Annotated in this window: 20 protein-coding genes; 4 read left to right on the forward strand and 16 right to left on the reverse strand. The window is 26.2% G+C overall.

The window, feature by feature from the left end:
* Positions 1-669: 669 nt before the first annotated feature.
* The 7 genes from MBORA_RS04185 to MBORA_RS11310 form a co-directional block, all read right to left on the reverse strand.
* Positions 670-2,316: a right-handed parallel beta-helix repeat-containing protein gene (locus MBORA_RS04185; protein ID WP_063720271.1), complete on the reverse strand. Its 1,647-nt coding sequence runs from the start codon at positions 2,314-2,316 to the stop codon at positions 670-672.
* Positions 2,317-3,182: 866 nt separating this feature from the next.
* Positions 3,183-4,196, reverse strand: a complete 1,014-nt coding sequence (locus tag MBORA_RS10955; protein ID WP_042694752.1) for a zinc-binding dehydrogenase — start codon at positions 4,194-4,196, stop codon at positions 3,183-3,185.
* A gap of 3 nt (positions 4,197-4,199) precedes the next feature.
* On the reverse strand, positions 4,200-4,901 hold the full coding sequence (locus MBORA_RS10960) for an IspD/TarI family cytidylyltransferase (protein ID WP_042694754.1): 702 nt from the start codon (positions 4,899-4,901) through the stop codon (positions 4,200-4,202).
* Between the two features lies 1 nt (position 4,902).
* Positions 4,903-5,508: a class I SAM-dependent methyltransferase gene (locus tag MBORA_RS04200; protein ID WP_042694756.1), complete on the reverse strand. Its 606-nt coding sequence runs from the start codon at positions 5,506-5,508 to the stop codon at positions 4,903-4,905.
* Positions 5,509-5,894: 386 nt separating this feature from the next.
* A complete protein-coding gene (locus MBORA_RS04205; RefSeq protein WP_042694758.1) occupies positions 5,895-10,250 on the reverse strand; it encodes a right-handed parallel beta-helix repeat-containing protein in 4,356 nt (1,451 codons plus the stop codon).
* A gap of 96 nt (positions 10,251-10,346) precedes the next feature.
* Entirely contained in the window at positions 10,347-12,422 is a 2,076-nt protein-coding gene (locus tag MBORA_RS04210) for a right-handed parallel beta-helix repeat-containing protein (RefSeq protein ID WP_063720273.1), read from the reverse strand.
* Positions 12,423-12,665: 243 nt separating this feature from the next.
* A complete protein-coding gene (locus MBORA_RS11310) occupies positions 12,666-12,794 on the reverse strand; it encodes a hypothetical protein (protein WP_282955713.1) in 129 nt (42 codons plus the stop codon).
* A 361-nt stretch (positions 12,795-13,155) separates the two neighbouring features.
* Here MBORA_RS11310 and MBORA_RS10540 point away from each other — a divergent pair, with 361 nt between their 5' ends.
* Both MBORA_RS10540 and MBORA_RS04215 read left to right on the forward strand, forming a co-directional pair.
* Complete coding sequence (locus MBORA_RS10540; RefSeq protein WP_155930830.1) at positions 13,156-13,311, forward strand: hypothetical protein; 156 nt, start codon at positions 13,156-13,158, stop codon at positions 13,309-13,311.
* Positions 13,275-14,189 carry a hypothetical protein gene (locus MBORA_RS04215; protein WP_394328384.1) on the forward strand — a complete coding sequence of 305 codons (915 nt, stop codon included), beginning with the start codon at positions 13,275-13,277 and terminating at the stop codon, positions 14,187-14,189. Before MBORA_RS10540 ends, MBORA_RS04215 begins: the two co-directional genes overlap by 37 nt.
* A 17-nt stretch (positions 14,190-14,206) precedes the next feature.
* On the opposite strand, the gene MBORA_RS04220 is transcribed toward MBORA_RS04215, so the two are convergent.
* The 9 genes from MBORA_RS04220 to MBORA_RS04260 all read right to left on the reverse strand — a co-directional run bounded on the left by MBORA_RS04220 (position 14,207) and on the right by MBORA_RS04260 (position 23,512).
* Positions 14,207-16,285, reverse strand: coding sequence for a right-handed parallel beta-helix repeat-containing protein (locus tag MBORA_RS04220; RefSeq protein WP_063720275.1), 2,079 nt, complete (start codon positions 16,283-16,285; stop codon positions 14,207-14,209).
* Positions 16,286-16,522: 237 nt separating this feature from the next.
* Positions 16,523-16,825, reverse strand: coding sequence for a DUF2149 domain-containing protein (locus tag MBORA_RS04225; RefSeq protein WP_042694766.1), 303 nt, complete (start codon positions 16,823-16,825; stop codon positions 16,523-16,525).
* The gene (locus MBORA_RS04230; protein WP_063720276.1) at positions 16,826-17,470 is read right to left on the reverse strand and encodes a MotA/TolQ/ExbB proton channel family protein; all 645 of its coding nucleotides are present in this window, start codon (positions 17,468-17,470) and stop codon (positions 16,826-16,828) included.
* Entirely contained in the window at positions 17,467-17,700 is a 234-nt protein-coding gene (locus MBORA_RS10800) for a hypothetical protein (RefSeq protein WP_157944461.1), read from the reverse strand. Before MBORA_RS10800 ends, MBORA_RS04230 begins: the two co-directional genes overlap by 4 nt.
* Positions 17,701-18,170: 470 nt before the next feature.
* Positions 18,171-18,740, reverse strand: a complete 570-nt coding sequence (locus tag MBORA_RS04240; protein WP_042694768.1) for an FmdE family protein — start codon at positions 18,738-18,740, stop codon at positions 18,171-18,173.
* Between the two features lie 10 nt (positions 18,741-18,750).
* Positions 18,751-19,554 carry an ABC transporter ATP-binding protein gene (locus tag MBORA_RS04245; RefSeq protein WP_042694770.1) on the reverse strand — a complete coding sequence of 268 codons (804 nt, stop codon included), beginning with the start codon at positions 19,552-19,554 and terminating at the stop codon, positions 18,751-18,753.
* A complete protein-coding gene (locus tag MBORA_RS04250; RefSeq protein ID WP_042694772.1) occupies positions 19,545-20,558 on the reverse strand; it encodes a FecCD family ABC transporter permease in 1,014 nt (337 codons plus the stop codon). Before MBORA_RS04250 ends, MBORA_RS04245 begins: the two co-directional genes overlap by 10 nt.
* An 8-nt stretch (positions 20,559-20,566) precedes the next feature.
* The gene (locus tag MBORA_RS04255; protein ID WP_063720278.1) at positions 20,567-21,670 is read right to left on the reverse strand and encodes an ABC transporter substrate-binding protein; all 1,104 of its coding nucleotides are present in this window, start codon (positions 21,668-21,670) and stop codon (positions 20,567-20,569) included.
* 660 nt (positions 21,671-22,330) lie between these two features.
* On the reverse strand, positions 22,331-23,512 hold the full coding sequence (locus MBORA_RS04260) for an IS4 family transposase (RefSeq protein ID WP_346172389.1): 1,182 nt from the start codon (positions 23,510-23,512) through the stop codon (positions 22,331-22,333).
* Between the two features lie 403 nt (positions 23,513-23,915).
* On the opposite strand from MBORA_RS04260, the gene MBORA_RS04265 reads away from it, so the two are divergent.
* Both MBORA_RS04265 and MBORA_RS10545 read left to right on the forward strand, forming a co-directional pair.
* Positions 23,916-24,179, forward strand: a complete 264-nt coding sequence (locus MBORA_RS04265) for a hypothetical protein (protein WP_063720280.1) — start codon at positions 23,916-23,918, stop codon at positions 24,177-24,179.
* Between the two features lie 21 nt (positions 24,180-24,200).
* Entirely contained in the window at positions 24,201-24,359 is a 159-nt protein-coding gene (locus tag MBORA_RS10545; RefSeq protein ID WP_156482695.1) for a hypothetical protein, read from the forward strand.
* The last annotated feature ends 38 nt before the right edge of the window (positions 24,360-24,397 follow it).

Genomic DNA, 24,397 nt, shown 5'->3' on the forward strand with positions numbered 1-24,397 from the left:
CAATAGAATTTATGGAAAAACTATTTGAAAAAGAATTCTATAGAATCGTAAATAGAGATTCCTACTATAAAAATTGGATCAGTAAATTCATCATGATTAACTAAAAAATTTTTTGTCCGAAACTATAATCTGTTCCTATGGATATTTTTTTTATATCATCTACATTTATATTTTACCATTCACTAATTGAAATAACCCCTCAAATTAATCAATACTATTAAAATTATTAAATTAATAAACAAAGAAAGTTAAGTTAAATCTATAAAATGCCCCAAATGTAAAAGGGAGTTGAAAAAAGTATTTTCCAGCTCTTCTGAAGAACTAAGTATTGAATCTTTAAAAGGTGAAATAATTCTTGGAAATTGTAAAAATAATATTTATAACTACTATTGTCCAAATTGTGATGAATATCATTCCTTTTAAAGACCTAAAATCTCTTTTTCAGAATTTTGCATCTTTAATTATGTTAATTTTTGTATCACTTTTCCAAGTGAATTTTAAAAGTCCTCCATGAAGTAATTTTAAATCTTCACTAGAAAGACCAACTAATAGTATATTTCATCCCCATCAGCATTAACAAAAAAACGGATAAAGTTACTAAAACAATGAATCAAATGAGGTTTTCTAATTAAAATATCATCAGTAATATATTCAATTAAGTTTTAATCCTTATTTTTTGATTTTAATTTTAGTGTTTTTGTTTATTGCGTAATTTTGGTTTGCTGATTTTATAACTACTTTGTGTGTTCCGACTTTTAAACAACATGTGTGTAAGTGAGTTTGTCCCTTTTCGTCGGTTATTAGTGTGTATGTTTTGTATTTTTTTCCTGTAAAGTATTTTACTTTGATTTTAATAAAAGGTACTGCTTTTTTGGTTTTTTTGTTGATGATTTTGATGTTTAATTTTTTGTCCCTGTGGACTTTAGCTGTGATTTTATTTGTTTTTACAATTGTGGGGATTTTATTGATTTTAATATTGACCTTTTGGGTTGGTGATTTATAATTGTTTAAAATATTAATATAAGCTTTATAGTTTCCTGTTTTCCATTTTGATACATTAAATTTGGCTTTTCCATTTTTATTTGTAGTTGCATAGTATGTTTTACCATTGACTTTTAATGCTAATTTAACATTACTAATGAAATAATAATTTTTTATATCCATAAGTTCAACTGTGAAATATTTTCCTGAATTATATATGGTTTTAAAATTATCAGCATGGATAAATGCTGGAACTTTATTAACTTTAATAATCGCATTAGCACTATACTTATAACTATAATAATGAATATTTGTAAGATAATTATCAAAATAGTCATTATCATGACTACTTAATTCAACATTGTAAATACCATCATTTAAATTATCAGGTAACTTTAAAACACCTAAACCCTTATCATCAATAGTTAGGTTAAATATTTTATCATAACCTTTTTTAAATATGTGTACTTTAACAATGTCTCCTTTAAATGGAATATCTCCTAAACTAAATTTAACAAGAAAATTACCTGCTGTTCCATAGTTTATGGAAAGATTATTAGCAGTTAAATGTCCTTTAGAGTTTACAACAACACGATAAAATCGAGCAGGTTTAGATGGATCATTATCATATAAATCTCCAATATAATCACCATGAACAACACCCTCTAAAAACTTATACTTAGGGACAAACCCTACATTCTCATTATATCCGGTGTTATTGAAGAAAAGTGTATCTCGAATAGTTCCGTTTGCCCCTTCCCAATAAATAGCACCACTTCCACCATAACCCGCACTATGAAATTTATTATCATATACTGATGAAGCGATTATAGTTCCATTATTACCTTTCCAATATATAGCACCACCAGGACCTCTTTCTAAAGGTTCAAAGATAGATCCAATAACCCCATCTACTTTCCCATTTATTATTCTTAAGTTTTTTAGTACTACATTGTCGGAAAGTATGTATAATACCCTGTATTTTTTATTAGCGTCTAAAGTACTGGACCCATTTTTGCTTGTGATTGTTATGCTTTTATTAACAACTATTTGATGACCAGTACTTTTATAAGTTCCATTAAGAACAATAGTATCATTATCGTTTGCTATGTTAATTGTTTTTTGAATATCTTCAAAAGTGCTCCCATTAACATATCTAACTACCCCACCTGTTTTATCCAAAGGAGTATTATCCGTATTAGATGGATAAAAAAGATTTGAAGCATCCGTATTATCTTCTACTATTGCATCATTAATGCTCTCATTAGCTGATACTAATCCTATGCTGAATATCAAAATAATTAATAATAATGTTGATATTAATATTTTATTCATTATTATATCCTCCTTTTATTTTATTATTTTTATATTTCTGGTACAAGATATTGTGTATTTGTTGTTTGCAGAACTCATGATAAGCTTATGTGAATATCATTCATGAATAATAATATTAGCAGTCAAATTACAAGATTCCTCATAAGTATCATTAGATTCATTAGTTTCATCATCACTTTCATTTAAATCATCATCCTCACCAACACATAACATCACCAGTACTCTGAACAGTTGAATCAATTGAACGGGTTTAATATATTATTTGCTGGATTGTTCTCTGTATTATTATCAGTTGCATACACCGAACTTAAACTTAAAAATAAACTAAGAAAAGCACAAATACTATCAAAAAGTTCTTTTTAAATAACATAATCCATAACCAATTTTTTGAATATACTATTTTTTTAATTAAAAATAGTAATATATTTTTCAATATTTTAATAAATTATTATAATAATGCGTATATAAACTAGACATATTTAAATATTTCGGTACTTTCAAAAACTTTAGTGATTTTGTTTTAAATAATTTTTTAAAACTTTTTTAATAACTTATTTTCGATTTTATTGTTTGTTCTGATTATATTTTTACTATGATGTGGTTTGTAATCTTTTTTGAATTATGGAATGATTAAATCTTAACTAATTCTATGAATAATAGTTAGAATGTTTGATTTCAATTCAAATAATTTGTTTTTTCTTCTAATATTTTCATTGAATTTACTTATTATTTTAAATATAGTTTTATAAGTGAAATTTAGTTTTTTATAATTTTAAAGCTATAAATTCTAAAAATTTATTCATAAAAACTTCATTATAAAAAAAACTATAAACAGTTAAATAAAACGAAATTTACAGACCATTAAACTATTTTTTCCATTTTAAAATAGTTTTTCCAAATGGGCTAATATAATCTTTTTCAAAAGCGACTTTTAAATCTTCTATTGAGGATATATTACAAATATTAGTTATTAATTTGTTTAATGAAATAAATAGTTCAGGGTGCTTTTTTAAAATATCTACAACACCTATAAAATCTTCCCTTTCACTCCTACTATTTCCTTGAAGTGTTAGTCCTTTTTCTAAAAGCATGCGAGTATTTATAGGTACTGGATATTCACTAACTCCAAATAAGTTAATTGTTCCTTGAGGATTTATTATATCAATTATTTGGCTAATTGCTGATTGTGAAGCGCTTGAACCAACACATTCAAATCCATGATCTATCCAAACATCATCAACATCATGAATCCGATAAATTTCATCAGCAAAGGAAAATAAGTTTAAATTCTCTAAATGCTTTCCAAATACGATTATTTTAGATTTTGGATAGATTATTTTTAAAAATAGTGCTGTAATATAACCTAAGTTTCCATCTCCCCAAATACCTAAACGTTCTTTTTTTGTAATAGCTATTTTTGAAAATTTATCAATTCCTTGATAAGCCACACTTATAAGTTCAATAAAAGCAGAAACTTTCAAATCAAAGTTATCTGGAAGTTTTACAATTCTATCAGGAGTTAATTTGATTAAATCACTTGTAAAACCATCAAATCCGCTACCTCTAAACATAGATTTAGGTGAATAATTAGCTCTATACCCATTATCATCACTAGGAGTATTAGGAATCATTACAACTTTGTCTTTAGGTTTAAATGAATTTGTAGAGTCAAATACAACTTCACCAACACCTTCATGAATTAATGCCATTGGAAGCTTTTTTTCAAGTATATCAGAAGGTCTTGTTCCTTGATAATACCTTTGATCTGCCTGACAAATGGATAAATAAAGTGGTCTTACAATTACTCCATCTAAATCAATTTCATCAATAGCTTCTTCAAAAAATTTTGGAGATTTCAACCTATAAACAATATTAATCATATTTTATTCCTTTAGGATTGTATTAGCTAATTTCAAATCATAAGGATAAGTTATTTTAATATTTGTAACTTCTCCTTCAACTAAATGTACATCTTCATTTTGAAGTGTGAATATTTTACAAGCGTCTGTTAAAATTTCTTTTTCATCATCAGTTAAATTATTAATTAATTTAAGTAATTTTTCTATTTTAAAACTTTGTGGGGTTTGGCCTTGATAGTAATAATCTCTTATAGGAATATTATCAATTATCTCACCATTAAAACTTTTAACAATTGTATCAGTAGCGGAAACTACTGTATCACATGCACCGAACTTTTTTGCAGCTTTAATATTATCTTCAATAATTCTATGAGTTACAAAAGGACGAACAGAATCATGGGTTAAAATTATTGATTCAGAGTCAACATCATAATTATCAAAAATATGATTAATACTTCTAACTAAGGTATCATTTCTTGTATCTCCACCTTCAATAACTACAATATCACTATAATCTGCAATATATTCTTCAATTAAATTTACAGTGTGATTTATATAGTTTTGAGGTGTTAAAATAATAATTTTATCAATGCTCGAATTTATAACAAATTTTTCAACAGTGTGAATGATAACTGGCTTGTCACCTAAGTTTAAAAATTGTTTAGGAGTGTCTGTTCCTCCCATTCTAGAACCTACTCCTCCAGCTAAAATAGCTGCAAAAATCATTTTAATTCACCTTTTCAAAGATTATTAAAAAATGTGATTTGCCTTCAGAAATATCTTCACCAATTTCTTCATTTAGATAAACTTTTTTAAAGTTATGATGATTAAATGCTTCCTCAAGTTCATCTGGTGAGCTTCTCATTTGGAATTTTGGTCCTTTTGGAACTTCCCATTTTTTATAATCCATTACAGCTACCCTACCCCCAGTTTTTGTTATTCTTGAAAATTCATTAATTGCTTCATCAATTTGTCTTGAAGCTTTAAAACCATGGAAAACATTTACCATAAGTACAATGTCTATTGATGAATCTTCAACACCATTAATACCTTTTGGAATATCAGCGCAGATATTAATAAGATTTTTAATGTTATTTTTTAGTTTGTAATTTTCCATATCCTCAATAGATGCATCGTAAATATCAACTGCATAAACAGTTCCTGAATTAAGATATTCATTTAAAACTGTTATAGCAACATGACCATCACCACATCCAGTATCCATGAAAACTTCATCACCTTTAAAGTTTAATATATCTAAAAATTCATGAGAATCCAAAAAGCTTTCACTTGAAAAACCATGAGCCCTATGTCCATTTTGAGTTTTTGCCATAATTTCACCTTATATTAATTATAATTTTTAAAAAGAATACTATTTAATATTTAAGATATAAAAAGTATCAAGTCAGGCTTTTTGACAAATATTAATTTTAGTTTAATCATATGATATATGCTCATTACTATTTTAATCTAATTTTTATATATATCTATCTAATTTCATGTATTATCAATAGTTAATATTTGATATTAGTAGTATATAGATATTTTTTAAAGATTGTATGATTTTTATATTTTAAAAATATTTATTATTTAAAGAAGTTGATACTGATTTATTTAATAATGATGTATTAGATAAAAATTAAAAAATTTTAGTTTGAAAAAATTAATATAGAAAAAAGAATTTTAAAATTCAACATTATATGTTCTAAACCAATTTATTTAAATTTTTGGAATTTCACTTTCAGGGACTTCATAATCATAAAATGCCTTATAAATCCTATCTGTTTTGTTGATTAAAGATCCAATAGAAATTTCAATAGTATTTGAAGTTAGATTGAAGTTTTCATGATTAAAAGTAAATCTGCCTACACCATCAATAACATTGAAATTAACTTCTACTTCTTTATCACTTCCTCGGTTTAATGTTGCATATAAATTAAATTTTGGAAGACCACTAGCTAATTCATCATTATTATAAAACTTAACTTCATAACTTCCATTACCAGTGCAATTAATTTCATTAAATTTAATTTCAGATGTTTTAATTCTTGGACACATTGTTCCAAATCCAACAATACCTGTTTCTATATCCCAAGTTACAAGACTATTTGTTCCATACCAGTTAGCTCCAACATGCAATTTAGCTGAATCATTATTTACACCAGGTCCGTAAATTCCACCAGGATTTGCACTTAATTCACCAAGAATCATCATACTCGGACCTTTAGCATTTCTATAAATTGCATTATTAGTTACAATTGGTTCAATAGCATTATTAGCCAAGTTGTAACCTGCATTAAACCTAATTCCTTCTAAAACATTATCAGAAATACAATTGCTAGTAATAACAATACCTGTTGAATAATTTGCATCAATAGAAATTCCCATATGATTATTTGTTATGCTATTTTTTGTTATACTAACATTAACAGCTGAATTATTTAAAAATATACCATATCCATTTGGTCCTTCAGGTACTGTCATAATGTATAATCCTATGTTTTGTGTAATATTGTTAGCATTTATTTTAGTATTTGCAACTCCAAATCCGTATTTTATTCCATAATTATTTTTACTAAATGTGTTATTGGCTATTTCTATATTAGTTGACCTTTCGCCAAAAAATCCGCTTTCAAAAAATGAAATAGAATTATTAACTATGTTTAAGTTAGATGAATTATAACTAGCTATTCCGTATCCTGGCATGTTTAGAGATCCATCAATATATTTTGAAATACTTAAATTGTTTGAAATAATATTATTTAAAATATTTACATTATTAACATTATATAATACAATTCCACTATAAGAGTTCCCAAGTATTTTTAATCCACTAATGCTTACATTTGAAGCATTGATTTTAAATGCTGGAGCATTATATTTTGCATTTAATGTGCTTTTTAAAGAAGAAGAAATATTTAAACTTTTATTAATAGTTAATACAATGTTTTTGTATGAACCGCCTAAAAATTCAACATTAGCCCCATTTTCACAATTATTTAATATGTTTTGAATATCCTCATTAGCTAAATTACTATCAATGAAAATAGTATTAGTCCTATTTAAAATAGTAAGCGTATTATTTTTAGATATAGCCCTATATTTATTACTACCGTCATATTTAGTTATGATATTTAATGAATCAGGAATCCTAGAAGCTACATTTATTTTTGCCTTTCCATTATTATCTGTAATTTTAATCTGACTTTGACCATTTAAAATAAATGTTATTTTTTGACTAGATAATGTTTTTCCAAATTTATCTTTTAAAGTTACTTCAAAATTATCTGTGGAATTTTGACAAAATGTCCTATCATAGCTAATTAACTGTGTAGATATTTTTTCAACAATTATTTTTCCAACAGCTTTAGAGTTTTTATAGATTGAATTTCCTTTATAGTTTAAAATTACAGGATATGTTTTTTCTTTGTTAAATTTAATTTTAATTGCTGCTTGCCCTTTATTATTTGTAGTTTTAGTGTAAGTTTTACCGTCAATTTTAATAGTAACCTTTTGTTTAGATAATGATTTACCTGAACTTGTTTTTAAAGTAACTGTGTAAGCTTTTTCTTCGTTAGGATATATTTTAAAAGTGGAATATTTAAATTTAGTCGTTGTTTTTGCTACACTTATTTTTCCTGTTGATTTTGCTTTTTTATAGATTTTATTTCCATTGTAACTTGCACTTATCTTATATTTCTTTTGTGAATTAAATTTCAATTTAACAATAACTTGACCTTTACTATTAGTTTTTTTACTGTATTTTTTGCTATTTATTTTAATTAAAATCTTTTGTTTAGAAATTCCTTTATTATTAACATCTTTTAAAGTAATCATGTAAGATTTTGTTGTTTTAGGTGGAATTGTAACGGAAGGTGTTATTAATTTTGCTGTTTTTGAAGAATATTTGACTTTTATAGTTTTTGTTTTTTTAGCAGACTTGTATTTATTGTTTCCAGCGAATTTGATTGTAATTTTATAAGTTTTTTCCTTGTTAAATTTTAATTTTAATTTAGCTACTCCTTTATAGTTAGTTTTAGCTGTATAAATTTTATTATTAACTTTAAATATTACTTTTTGATTAGCAATTCTAACTCCTGAAGCATCCTTTAAAGTTATACTATAATATTCTGCCATTTTCGGTATCATATTTAGATTAGATGCGATAATTCTACTAGATTCTTTTTTTACAATCAGATTAGCTAAAGCATTACTTTCTAAATACTCAACTTCATCTCCTTTAAAACTTGCATATACTTTGTAAGTACCTTCTTTAAGTGAAATTTTAAGTTTAGCTTCACCTTTATTATTTGTAGAAATTATATTTGTTTTTGAGTTTATTTTAAAAGCTAATTTTTCGTTAGCTATTGGACTTCCATTTTCGTCTGTTAAAATAGCAGTTAAATATTGTCCAGAATAAGGATATGTTTTTAAATTATGAATTGTGATTTTAGTTTTACTTAGAATACCTGGAATAGATAAATCAGAAATATTTAATTGTTTATATGGATTGAAATAAATATTATTATTTAAACCTGGTAATGAAGCAATTAAAACATTATTACTTTCTTTAAAATCATCTGCATAGAATCTAACTGTTGCAGTTCCATTTTTCATTAATACATACCTGTAAACATCCCCTTCTTGAGGAATATTATTTGTATTATTTTTATTTAAATAAAAGATTACAGGTATAGAACTGATTTCTTTTGCAATATCACCTTTTGGTGTTATAATTGAAATAGAATAGATTCCCTTTTTATTTTCTTTAATTTCTGTGATTTTTAAAGAATAATCCCCATCTAACCATAATTGAGGTCCTTTTTTAGTATATTCATAAAGTATTGTTGGGCAGATAAACTCATTAATATGATAAGTATACCCCAAATAAACAGTGGTTTTATCAACATCGTAATCTCCACCAGATCCAACATAAGTATATACATCTTCTGCTTGATTATAATTGAATTCTCCATTACTTGATGGACTATAAGTAATATGATAAATCGGCCTATCACCATGCCCCAACATATAATTATTTTCAACGATTTCTAATTTTTCATCACCAATATGTGCTCCAATATTTCTCACACGATAATCATTTAAAACAGCATATTTACCATTTTGTTGGAAAAAATTACCTTTAATTTCAATTTTGCTAACATTACAATTTACGTAAACTCCAGCACCACTTTTGTAATTATTTTCATCACCGTTACGATTATGAGCTATATAATTGCTTAAAATATAAACCTTATCTGAAGAAAATAAATTAATTCCAGTAGCTTTATTATAAGATATGTTATTAGAAATAATTCTTGTATCTTGATTCTTTTCACCAACAGAAATACCGGTTATTTTATTTTGAGATATATTATTTTTATAAATGTTTGTCTTTAAAGAAGAAGTAATATTAATTCCAGTGCATGAGTTTTTAATTTGTGAATTGGATATAATAGTATTTTTTGAATTTTTAATTCTAATAGCATTACCTGCATTTAAAAGTGATACATTACTAACAGTAGCATTCATTGCATTTTCTAACCTAATTGCATCTTTTGTACCAGTATTTGAAATTATACAATTTCTTATTATTACGCTAGAAGCTCCATTAACTAATATTGCATAATCATCATCTTCATATACATCATTTAATAGGTCAAATCCCTCAATTATAGTTCCACTAGCTTTAGGACTTATATAAAAAATACCATGATGGTTAGATCCAGCTACACTACTTGGACAAGTTTCCATTTGTGTTTTAATATTACTTTTAATAGTTAATTTTTTATCCACCACAAAATGACAGTGAACATAACTGGTACCATTAATAATAATTGTATCTCCAGCATTTGCACTATTAATAGCTTTTTGAATCGTTGGATCGGTCATTTCATTGTGACCTGCCTCAGCATTAACAACAATTGTTTTTCCACTTTTTAATAATGAATTATCCTCATTATTATTCGTTAATGTGAAATTAGAACCATTGTTATCATTTAATGAAACGGACAAATCATTTTCTAAGCTTTCATTATTCTCAATAGCTACAGAAGAACCTATACTAAGAATCAAAACTAAAAAAATAATAAAGATTATAAAAATTCCTCTAAAATTCATTATATCCAACCAGACAATTTAAAAAAAAAGAAAATAAATAAAAAAAATTATTTATTTTTTAACTTTAATAGTACCTTTTTTACTTATTGATTTGAAAGCCTTATCACCAGCAAATGATGCTGTATATTTGAAGGTACCTTTTTTAGTTATTTTAACTTTAACAGTAGCTACTCCTTTAGAGTTTGTCTTGGCAGTGTAAGTTTTACCATTTACTTTTAAAGTAATTTTTTTACCAGCAACAGATTTACCACTAGATTTTAATGTGATAGCTATTTTTTTAGTTGCTTTTACTTTGAAAGTTTTTGAAGGAGCTGTTAAAGAAGTTGTTTTTTTACTTACAACAATTTTAGCATTTCCAATTGAAGATTTGTAATCACTATTACCTTCAAATACTAATGTAGCTTGGTAAGTAGCAGCTTCAGAATATTTAAGAGATATGTATGCAACACCTTTAGAATTGGTTGTTTGAGTATAAGGTTTACCATTGATAATTACAGACACTTTTTGATTAGCTAAAGGATTTCCAGATGCATCTTTTAATGTAACTTGTAATTTTCCATTATCTCCAACTTTAATATTTAAATTAGATGCAGATATTTTAGTATCTATTAAAGATGCAATATCAATTGAAGTAGAAGCAGCTGCTAATTTAGCAGAACCATTATATTTAAGAGTAACAGTACCACTAGGTAATCCAGAAATACTTGCACTACCATTTTCATCAACAGTTAAGTTTTTAGAAACATTACCAATTGTATATGTAACTAATTCACCATCTAATACATTACCATTAACATCTTTTAGAGCAAAAGTTAATTTACCATTATTAATACTTATAATTTCAAAGTAGGTTGCTACTGGATTTGCAGCAGGAATATTAACCTCACCATCATTATTACCCCATTCATTAGACCAGTAAGTAGCAGCTTTTGCACCATTTAAAACATTGTTAGAAATTATTATGTTTCCTGTTGGATTTAAAATTCCAGAATTACTTACAATTCTTAAAAGAACAACAGTTTGCAATATGGTAGTATCATTTAATTTGTTTATTTTATTACCAGTCACAGTTATATTACCAATATCACTTGGATATCCATGAGCAGTATTTGCTTCTTCAGCAGCAATTAAAACATTAGAAGTTCTAGCAATAAAAGTATTATTTGCGATTACACAAGAATCACTAGCTTTTTGAATACTTATAACAGGTAAATCTTGGAAGTTTACATTTACTATAGTACCATTTTTATTGTAAGTTGCTTCTATATGACCACAGTTGTTAAATGTATTGTTTGTAATTATACTTCCGGCTGTAGATGCTCCTCCAAAGTAAATTGAATATGCATTATTAATGAAAGTATTATTATAAATGTAAGTTCCAGTAGAACCTCCTGCAACTGATACTCCATCTAAAACAGTACCATTAAAGATGTTATTAATTACTTTTGTACCTTTAGAACCCATAATTCCAATAGCTTTAGTACCTTGTTCTTTATTACCATTATTAGTAACCTGTGTTGCTGCACCTGTAAAGTAACAGTTTTGAATTATATTAAAATTAGATCCACCTTGTATCCTAACACCATGATTAAAATCAATAAAAGAACAGTTAATTACATTAACATCTGTTGTTCCCCTACCAAGGAATAATCCCCATCCTTTTAAAGTATTTGCATTAGTATACTGTGTATTAGCTTGGGTATTGATAAATTTAATACCTGACACAGTTGAATTAGAACCCTCTGATACAACATTTACTATTCCATTACCATCTCCAGTACCTTTAATAGTTACATTTTTACCAGAAAAAGTAATATTTTTCTTATTTATAATAATTGTATTGTTAGAAACATCGTATTCTTTGTTTTCACCTAAATTAATAGTATCTCCTTCGGAAGCGCTATTAATTGCATTAGTAATAGTTGCATAATCACTTTCTGTTCCATTTTTTGTAACATCAATAGTAGCTGAGACAATTTCACCTTCAGAATCACTAGCTGCTATTGTATCATCACTCATATCCGAAATAGCTACATCATCAGAAGCTAAATCAGCTGCAGAAACAGTACTTACAGTTAAAGCAATCAATACAACTAATATAAAAGATAATATAAGTTTACTCTTCATATTTTCTCCCCGTTTTAATTAATAAAGTTATACTAACAAGATTAAAATCCTCTCAAAAAATTGAAATGAAAATCATTAAAATATTAGTATAATTATAAATTATAACGATATGAATATAAAAGGTTATCGATTTAAATTATTTATTTAAATACTAACTAAAAATATTTAAAAATTACAATAACCAAATAATTCGTGGTGCAAAATATTATATATTGTTAAATATAAAATCTAAAATTAATAATTTCAAAGGAGTGGAATAATTATTAAATCTAATATCATTATTATAATTGTAATAGTATTCGCTCTATTCACATCTTCGGTTGCTGCTTCTAATCTAAATCCACAAGTAACTATAAATAACAACACTATCATATTAGAAGAAAATAATTTAACAAAAAAAATAACAAATGCAGAAGAAGGAGATGAAATTTTAATAGAACCTGGAACTTATAAACTCCATAACATTAAAATCGATGAAAATTTAACTATTCAAGGAAATTCTAATTCTAAAAATGTTATTTTTGACGGGCAAGCAAAATCAAGTATATTTTTAATAAAAAATATTTCTGCACATGTTACATTTAAAAATATAACTTTTATTAATGGATTAACAAATAATTTTGGTGGAGCAATTTCTATTGAACAAGGAAATGTTTACATCGACAATTGTATTTTCATTAACAATACTGCCTTAAATGATACAAATGCTGGTGCGATTTCAAATTATGGCACTATGGAAAATAGAAGTTATTTATTTGTAAATAATTCACTATTCATTAATAATCACGCAGATCATGATGGGGGAGCTATTACAACATGTTATGCTTCATCAGAAATTTATAACTGTGTTTCATCAACAATAGTGCACATCGTGACGGAGGGGCTATAAGAGTTAGTGTTTATGGTAAAAGCTATGTATCTGATTGTATTTTCATGTATAATCATGCTGATGAATGGGGTGGAGCTTATTACAGTTGGTCAGGTACTTCCAATGTAAATCGTTGTGTTTTTATAAATAATACGGCGGGTACGAATGGTGGTGCTATAATGATTTCTGGAAATTTCCGCTTAACAAATTCGATTATTGTAAACAATAGTGCAAAGCAAACTGGAGGCTCTGTTTATATCCAACAACCTATGTATAAAGCTAAAACTCATATAACTTTTTTTAATAATCTCATTACTAATAATACATCACCATATGCTAAAGAAATTTATATTAAATGGAATGATACCGAATATTTATATACAAATTTTAACGATAATGATTGGGGATTCGAAAATCCAAATGATTTTAATATTAATGATCCTGATAACGTAACTTACAGGAGCAAAGTAAGTTCTACTAAAAAATCTAATTTGCAAAATGAACTGAATTTAGATTTATTAAATAAATATTCAGATTTATTAAAAAATTATCAATTTCCACATGATTATTTCAATAATAAAAAAGATAATGCTTCTAAATACAATAATCCTAAGAAAAATATAGATAATAGTATTTCTAAATTAGATAAAAATTCAACAATAAACAAAAATCGAAACACTAATTCTTCCAAAAAAATAAATAGCTCAAAATATGAAACTAATAACAAACATATCATCAATAATTCAACATCTTATGGAGCTTATTCAAAATCTGTTGAAAAATCATTCGAAATTAACAAAAATAAAGATAAATCAACATTTAATCCATTGAATAGTACCTACTTACTTCTATTAATCATCATTATACTATCATTAATTATTGGATATAAAAAAAAATAAAAATGAATGAAAAATAGTTATTTTTTTGAGTTCATTTCTTTAATATCCCTACGATAATATAAAGCAATAGTTAACAAAAATAACAATATTATAAAAGAAATTCCACTTAATTTAACTATATTTTCTTCATCAAGAACAATTTGTTTAACAACGGATTGCTTAGAATTTTCATGATTATTAAAACCGTCTCCAGAAGCAGACATACTATCTGATAGTTTTTGACTTTCTAAATCATTATTAAGTGGTTCTAAAGAAGTACTACTTGGATTGGAATTTTTATTTTTTGTAGTGTTATGTTTATAATCACCAGTTTGTGCTGAAGTTCCATTAGCATTATTATTACCTTGTGAAGTCCCACCATTTCCATTTCCTTGACCTCCATCACCACCATAGTCTGGTGATTTGATACTAGGATATGTGTAACTTGGTGTTTTTCCATTCATCTTTGATGTATCTTTATTTGGTGTTTTTGAATCATAAACATTGCTTCTTTTAGATAAATCAACTTCAGCTTTTATAGTATCTTTATCATTAGCATCTACAGTAAATGTTGCAGTTCCACCACTTATTTTAATAGTTATACTTTGACCATTATTTATTTGATATTTTAAAGTTCTATCTGGAAGTTTGCTTGCAATATTCCCATTTGAATCATAAAATGCTGCCTGGAATTGATTACTACCTACTTGTTTAACAATAAACCTTAAATTATTTGACTTAATCTTAGGACATATTGTACCAACATCACTATACCAGTTATCTCCAAGGTTTAATCTCTCACCATTTTCTTCATAGTAAGTTTCTTTAGCTTCAACTTCTCTAAAACGATTATTTAAGATTACATTATAACTAATTTTTTGGTTTTTTGGCATCACATATCCATCAGAAAACTTAATACCAGCTTGATTATTATCTGAAATAACATTAGATTGCATAGTATTACTACCAATTCTAGATATTTTTATTCCATTTTCACCATTAGAAGTTATTGTATTTGCATAAACTCCAATATTATTTCCAGCACTATAAATATAAATACCATCTTTAGCATTATTTTTAATAGTATTATGCGCAATATTTAAGTTTTGAGGACCTTCACCATAGTTAACATTGCCTATTTTACTTAATGTGTAAATCCCATGATGTTTATTGTTAGAAATAGTATTATGAAAAATATAAGTGTATTTAGACTTAGCTAATACTATTCCACTCCCCTCATTATTAGAAATCTTATTATTTGTAATATATGTATGATTAGCTAATGCAATAACAATAGCTGATTTAGAATTTTTAACAATAGTATTTTTAGTAATGTTAAGGTAATTAACATTATTTGCAACTATGGCATTAGATTTACTTGTAATTTCATTATTTATAATAGTAACATAATCCGAATTTTTAATTTCAATAGCATTTCCACTAGATTGGATCTTAAATCCTTTTATTGTAGTTGAAGAACTACTTTTTCCACTAATCAAAATTACAGGATTTGGCAAAGTTGATTTAAATACAGTATTCGAATTACTAATTAATGTTAATCTCTTATTTATCAGCAAATGAACATTTTCATAGCTATCTCCTTTAAATAAAATAACATTATTAGCTTTTGCTTTATCAATTATATGCTGAATTTCGGAATTATTTAAACCTTTTTCTACAATTAAAGTGTTTTTCATATAAATAGTGGTTGTTTTTAAACAAGATTTATATTTAGAATCTCCATTAAACTTAGATATTATTTTATATGAACCATCATTGACTTTTAATTGAAAAGAAGCGATGCCCCAATTATTAGTTATACATTTATGATTTGCTCCATTAATTGAAAATACAATTTGAGCATTTTTAATAGAATTATTATTTTTATCTGAAAGTTTAACTTTAAAATAATCTCCTTTTACATCAAATGTATTATTTGACACAACATCAATATGTGTACTTATTAAATCATTATTCGACTTAGAAAGAGTATAATCTAACTTATACGAAGTATTTTGAATGCTATCAGTCGTGTTGTTAATCTCTTGAGCCATACAAGTATTTAATGTTATTAATATTAAAAGAGAAAATATTATAACTAAACTTTTTTTACCCATTTTTCACCTCTGCCATCGAATATCAATAAATAATTATCGATAATCAATTATATGATATAATATATTTTACTAATTAATATATATTTATTAGCTTTTTAGATTATTACTAAATAAGTAGTTGTTATATTTAATTTTATTTAAAAAAAGAATAAAAAACACTTTATTTATAAATTATAAAATATTAATATGTAATATCATTCATATCAATACAAGTGTTTATTAAATTAAAAAATAGCTTCAACCAGAAACCATAACCAATTTTCCTGTTGTTGGATCTTCATATACTTTACCAACCTCATTGTATCCACTATCTTCCATTCCACTAGCATTAGAATAATCTTGAGTAAATGATTCAGAAGTAGATACATCTTTAGTATTTGATGAAGCATCAGATATAATATCAGGATTTACAGATAAAGCCATTATTGCAAAAATTAAGAACCCCAAAGCTAAAACAAGCATAGCATCTGAAAGATTATTAATTCCACTCATTGGATCATCATCAACGGATTCTGAAATACGACGTCTTTTTCTAAGCATTTATTCACCTTCATTTAAAACTTCAAGTTCTGCTTCAGCTAAAGTCTCAACAACGATCAAATCAGATTCATACCATTGTTTTTTAAATTTAGATACTAAATACGCAAGAGATCCAACAATAAGCCCAGTCACAGTTGTATCAAATGCAATAGTTAATGATTCAGCAAGTGTTACAATGTCACCAGAACCTAATGCAGCAAGACCAGGACCTAATGGAATTAAAGTTCCTAAAAGTCCGAAAATAGGACCTAATCTAATTAAAACATCTGTTTTAGAAGTTCTTTTAATAAGTTTAGTTTCTTCATCAGAAATTAATTCACTAGCTAATGCTTTTCTAGCCTCAGGGCCAATATCATAATTATTAGCTATTCTAATTAAAATTTCTTTTTGATTGGTAAATAAATTACTTTTATTTACTTCATTTATAATTTGTGAGTGGTTATTAGAAAATGAAATTTCTCTAATTAGACTTTCTAATTCTCTAGAAGTTATAGCTTTTCTTGAAATAAATTCGTTAATAAACCCACCAAGACTCAATATAACTATAACAATAAAAACTACAAGCAATATTACTACTGGAGTTAATAAACTTTCAGAAATGATATGTATTAATGAAGTTAATATTTCCGTACCTTGAATTATCATAATTTACCTCTATTATCATCATAAAGCACTCCTACAATCAAAATAACAACTAAAAGTATAATAACATGAATTAATTGATAAGTAGGAGTTAAAATTAAAAAAGAACTAAACATCTCCTGATTAAGATTTAAAGTTGAAAAATACGTTAAACCAAAAATGAATATTAAAATAGTGCTTAAAGATGTAAACTCCCCAATTATAACTGGATACTCCCTTTTTGCATGATACAATAACTTTGTGATTTGATATATAAGAAATACTAATATAAAAACAAATAAAGAATATAAAAAATTAAACTGTGAAGTTTGAGAAGATAATATAAAAATACTACCTACAAAAACCCCGATTAATATAACAATAGATAAAACTAAATATTTTCTATTTTTAAAATAAAATAAGAAAATAAAAAATAGAATTAAGCTAAGGATTATGAAAAAATAATTTAACATGAACGATAAATCACTTTGAAAATATCTAGACAGATAAATAGATATAAAAGATAACAATGAAATAGTAGTAGATATCCCTAATAATTCAATATTATTTAATTTAAAATTCCCTAAAAAAAGAGAAATGTTAATCGTTAATAATAATACGATTATTAATAAGTAACCACTAATCAAATCCATATTTAAACCCTTATATTCTTTATGTTGTTATAATTTAGCTATGTGAATATATAAATATAACGACATGCCCATTACTCATCAATTATTTCATAATATGAACCTTCTGCACATGAAATACAAACAGGTTTTCCACCTCTAACTAAATGACGATTATCAGTTACTTTTTCACCGCAAACAGAGCAGAACGCAGTTGTATGGGGTTTGCCTGGCATTTGAGATTCAGTTAGTTCTACTTTAACTTTTTCTACTTTAAATAGTTCTTCAGGAGGAGTTACTCTAAAACGATTAATCATTTCTTCTCTTGTTTCTTCTTTTTTAAATTTCTTATTTGCATCAGCATCAGAAATTCTTAAAGCTTCGTCTGTATCCATATTATAAAAAGTAACTGCAAATTTTCCGTAATACATTTGTTTTAAAGAACGTTTACCCATAGAACATTTAGTAACAGCTTGAACTGCATCTGCCATGCAACGATCAATTTCTAAAAATACAATTAAATTTTTATGTCTTTGATTTAATTCCATTCCCATTAATTCAAGACCATACATAGCTAGTTTAGTTCCAATAGCTATTCCTCCACAAATTTCACCATGAAAATCACCAGCTTTTTGCAATTGTTCATCATAGTCTTTTTCATTCATTTTATCACCTTTATAAATTTAAATCTAAATTTGTTTTCATTGAAACACAAACTTTTCTATTATCATCTAATTCTATTAATTTTACATCAATTGAGTATATATTTTTTAAATTTTCTTCTGTAACAACCTCTTGTGGACTTCCAAAATCAATGAAACGCTTATCTTTCATAATTGCTACTTTTGTAGAACACAAAAAAGTATGATCTGGAAAATGTGAAGACATTATAATTGATAATCCAGATTTAGCTAGTTTATCTATGATTTCTAAAAGTTTAATTTGATTACCAAAGTCTAGATGTGAAGTTGGTTCATCTAATATTAAAATATCTGGTTGTTGAGTTAAAACTCGCGCTAAAAATACTAATTGGCGTTCTCCACCACTTAGATTAGTGTACTCCTTATCTTTTAAATATTCAATTCCAAGTATTTTCATGGAATTTAAAGCTATTTTTTCGTCTTCTTTTTTTGGAACATCTGTTAAATTAAGATAAGGTGCTCTACCCATCATTACAACATCAAGTACTTTAAATGGAAATGAAGGAATATGAGATTGAGGAATATAAGCAATATGTCTTGAAATTTCAGAAAATGATAAATATTTAATATTTTTACCATTTAAAAGAATTTCCCCAGAATCAATATTATTTAATCCGTTGAGACATTTAATTAAGGTTGTTTTCCCTGTTCCATTTGGACCAAGAATACATAAAACATCACCTTTTTTAATAGAAAAGCTAATATCTGAAAAAATATCCTCATCATCATATGAAAATGAAATATTTTTAACATCAAATAAATTATCACTTATGACCATTCAGAATACCCCTGTTTAAGCAAGTATAAAAATATTGGAACTCCAATAATAGCTGTTAAAATACCAATAGGAATTTCAACTGAAATCCATGCGCGAGATATGTTGTCTACAAACAATAAGAAACTTGCACCTAAACTTAAAGAAGCTGGAATCAATATTTTATTATTTGGACCAACAAGTATACGTGCCACATGAGGAATTATTAATCCAATCCATCCAATAATACCACTTATAGAAACTGCTGCTGATGTAAGTAGAGTACAAGCAATAATTATTAATAAACGAACTCTAGATGGGTTTAAACCTAATGATTGAGCTTCTTCATCACCCATAGCTAAAATATTCATTTGCCACCTCAAAAGTAATAGAATAGCAAATCCTATAATTAATGGCACTATAATCATTAGTAATTTATCGAGATTAACGGATGCTAAACTCCCCATTAACCAATAAACAATTTCAGGCAATTTATCATCAGGATCTGCAATAAATTTTATTCCAGAAATCAATGCACTAAAAAATGCTGAAATAGCTACTCCTGATAAAACAAGTACTAAAATTCCTCCAGCCTTATAAGCTCTTGAAATTAAATAAGTAATTGAAACAGAAATCATTCCAAAGAAAAATGCTAAAACTTGTGTTACAAGATTAGTTCCACTTATCAAAATAGCTAATGCTGCACCAAATCCTGCACCATTAGAAACCCCTAATAAATCCGAAGATACAAGAGGGTTTTGAAATATGCTTTGAAAAGCTGCTCCTGCAATAGCTAACGCTGCACCTACAACAATTGCCGCTATAATTCGTGGAAGTCTTATTTCAAAAACAATTGTCGTTATTGTTTGTGAAACCTGAAGTTGTGGAAATATTGGACATAAAATAGTTTTTATAACATCGATTGGACTTATTGGATATCTTCCAAGTAGAAATGATGTAAAAAATAGAACAATAGGAAGAAAAATTAAAATTAAAACAATGATAATCTCCTTATTTTCACTATCCATATTATCTCCTATAAATTTGTTTCATTAAGCCCAGAATCTAATAAGATCTTTTTAGCATCATCATTGCTTAATTCAATATGATAAAAGTTGCTGTAAAACTCTTGAGTAGCACCAATAATGTCAATATCACCATATTGTTCTGGATAAATTACTTTTGCAGTCCATGGAACTCCTATAATCATATTAGCACCGACAGGCCTATCAAACCACTTAAATGGAGATTGTGGAGATAAATAAACATTATGATTTTTAACTGCATTAATTTCTGCCCAATTTGAATCTGTATATACTTTTGAGTAAAATTCTGGATCTGTAGTGATAATAACATCTGGATTCCAAGTAATTACTTGTTCAATAGATACCTGAATACTACTAGTGGTATTTCCTTGATTTAAAGAATTAGCAACATTCACCCCACCAACTAAATCTATTAATTGACCATGTGATGAAGAAGAAGGATTAGTTTTAAGTCCATCATCACCTTCTGCATAATAAACTGTTTTTTTATCTGCATCAGATAATTGACTGGATTTTTGATGAACCTTATCTAAATATTTATTATTAAAATCATTTAAAGCATTAGCTGAATCTTCAGCTCCAACAATTTCACCCATAAAGAGCATTGACTCACCCATTTTTTCAATGTTTGTTGTATCCTTTACTGCAATAACCGGAATAGATCCAAATTTTTCTTGGCGTTCTTCAACAGTAGCCAAATCTCCATTTCCCTCATCAATAGATTCAATAATCAAATCAGGCTCAGAAGCAATAAACTCTTCATAACTACCATCTTGTGTACCATACCATCCACCAACGACTGGAAAATTAGCATATTGTGATGGAACATATTTTAATTCTTCATTAGTCCATTGAAAATTAACTGCATTTAATTTATCAGGTGCAATCATATAAATTACAGTAGTCATAGGAGGACTTGTAGCTACCACACTATCTGTTGAGGCAGGTATTTGAACTGACCTATTTAACATATCAGTGATATTTTTAGCATCAGAATTTTCTACAGTATTTGGTGTTAAGAATAAATGAGTAGCAACACCCAATATAACTAAAATAACCAATATTAGTATTATAATTTTACTTTTTTTATTCATATCAAACCCTAATTTTAATAGTGTACGATAAGAATATATGTTTATAACCCATAAAAATATTTTTCTAAAAATATTTTTCAAAAGATTAAAAAAATAATGTCAGCAATATCTAAAATATAGTCATTAACTAAATTATTCTTAGATTCAACCATGAATAATCAATTAAATTAAAAATATAAAAATTAGCATCTAAATTACTCCAACAATGGAGCAAGGCATGATGACTCCTAACCCCATCATTAGAATAATCCCCTTTGAGATTAAAAAAAATAAAAAACAAAATTAATCTACAATTTCTATTCTTATACTAACTAGTATTTAAATTTTTCCTTTGGTGAACATTCCTAGAAACTTAAGAATTTTTAGCTGAAAATTTTTATTATATCTTTTCATATTATAACAGCGTTATAATTAGTTCTTAGATTTGAATTTAATTTTTCGTAAGTTTTTTATATGATTTGTGAACAAAAATATTAAACAAGATGTTGAAACACACTATTATTGTTGAAATTTATTAGTTAGTGTGTTTTTTTCTTGTTTCCTGGATGTTTATTATTAACATCCGGGATTTTTCGTTCTTTTTTATTTTTTTCGTCTTCTTTTTCTTGTGTTAATTGTTTTGATGCTTCTTTTGTGATGAAATTAATTATTTGTTCTCTTTTATTTCGCGTTTCGAAGATTAAATCGAAGAAAAATAAATAGATATTTCCGGTTATTTTTGCAAAGTTTGATTGATATTTTGATTATTTCGTTTTTATTTCTTGGTGTTCTTGTTATATAGTTTTCTGCATGGTTTTTTATTGTTATTGCAAGGTTATAAACGAATATATGTGCGTAAAAATCTTGTTCGATGATTTTTCTCCTATTTCCACTGAAATCTTCGATTTCGATTAAATTTTTTAATCTATCGAAACCTGTTTCCACTGACCATCTTTTATTATATAATTCTTTTAAATCTTGTGTTGAGAATTCTTCTTGTGTTAAATTTGTTGCAAGTATTTCTACTTCATTTTTTCCAATATCTACTAATGCTATTCGAATTTCTAATCTTCCCATTTTTCTTGCTTTTTCTTTTAAATTTTCATCATCAAAACTTTTTAATCTGTTATTAATTAAATTTATTTTAATAATTTCATCATTAGTCTTCATTTGTTTTATTTGACGATTAAAAACATTTTTTGGCAATCTTATTAGAAATTTAGAGTTCAAATCAATGGTTTTCACCATCAATTCGATTGATGGATAACCTCGATCATAAATTGTAATCATTTTTTCAATGTTAAATCGTTCTTTTAAATTCTCTAAATGTTCAATTACCAAATCTATTTCATTTACTGTTGTTTCAACAATTTTTGTTGTTAAAATATGCTTGGAATGAACATCTAAAAAACAAGACACTCTTGCTCTAATTCTTTTTTCTCTTAATAGGTTTTCATCACCAACAGGAAATTCTTCACGTGTTAATGTAACAATTGGCAAATCAACTATACTTCCATCACAAGCACAAACAACATATCCTTTAAATTTTGAAAATCCACTATATAAATCATATAATTTATCAATGAATAATTCATTCATATCGATAAATACTTTTGGGTCAATATACATTCTTTGTTTACCAATTCCCTGAGGAGTAATCGTTTTAAAATTCTTCGACACTTTGATTGTGAAAAATCTAACTGCTTCAATATATGAGGTACAACTCCTTTGGGAAAGAATATATGCCATATATTCTTTTTGAGTCATTTTTCTATCTCTAATGAATCTATTGTCTTCTGTAACATATTTTTTTGATATAAAATAATCAAATAAACCGAAAAAAATCTTTGACAAATCTATCAAAAGAATACATCAGAACCAACTCCCTTTAAACTAATTCGTGATTAAAAAATTCCAATCACATATATAAATATTTGTACATCTTAATATTTAAAATAAACTATGTATAATTATTAAAATAATATATAAGTAAATTAAAATTAATTAAGAAAGTATTTAAATAATAAACACTACAAATTAGTAAATTAAATAAAAATTAGAAGTTTAATAAAAAAATTAGCATGAAAAAATAGAAAAAATTCTTAAGTTTCTAGGAATGTTTGGTGAAAATTTGGCACTTTCAAAAACTTAAGTGATTTGAATTTTTCTTAAATTTTCGTGCTGAGATTTTTTCTCTTTTTATTTTTCTTTGTTTTTAATTTAAAAGTAGTAAATTTAATATATTAGGTGAAGCTAATATATTAATATGACTAAAACAAATATAAAAGCTTCAAATAGTATTATGTGTGATAAACAATTTAAACTTTCCGATTTGATTCCGGAGTTTTTTCGATTTCGCACTAATGAGGATAAAACTCGTATTGGATGTCAATCTATTGATGATTCGTTGTTTGTTTCTACAAGAAAAGGTGAAAAGTATTTTAAACCATTAAATGTTGTTTGTCCTGAGTGTAAATCTCATGATGTTGTTAAAAATGGAACTTATTCTAGAAAATTGATTTTTTTTTAATAAATGGGGAACAAAATTGTATTGTACAGAAATATAAATGCATATAAATGTGGTCATGTTATTTATACTGATTTATCTAGTATTGTTAATGGAAATGCCAATATTTCTATTCCTGTAATTGAACATGTGGAGTATTTGTATAGTTATTTTTTTAAATCAATCACTCCGCAATCAAAATAAAAAATGCATTATAACAGATTTAAAACCAGAATATAAAG

It is taken from the genome of Methanobrevibacter oralis, from assembly GCF_001639275.1.
Lineage (GTDB): Archaea > Methanobacteriota > Methanobacteria > Methanobacteriales > Methanobacteriaceae > Methanocatella > Methanocatella oralis.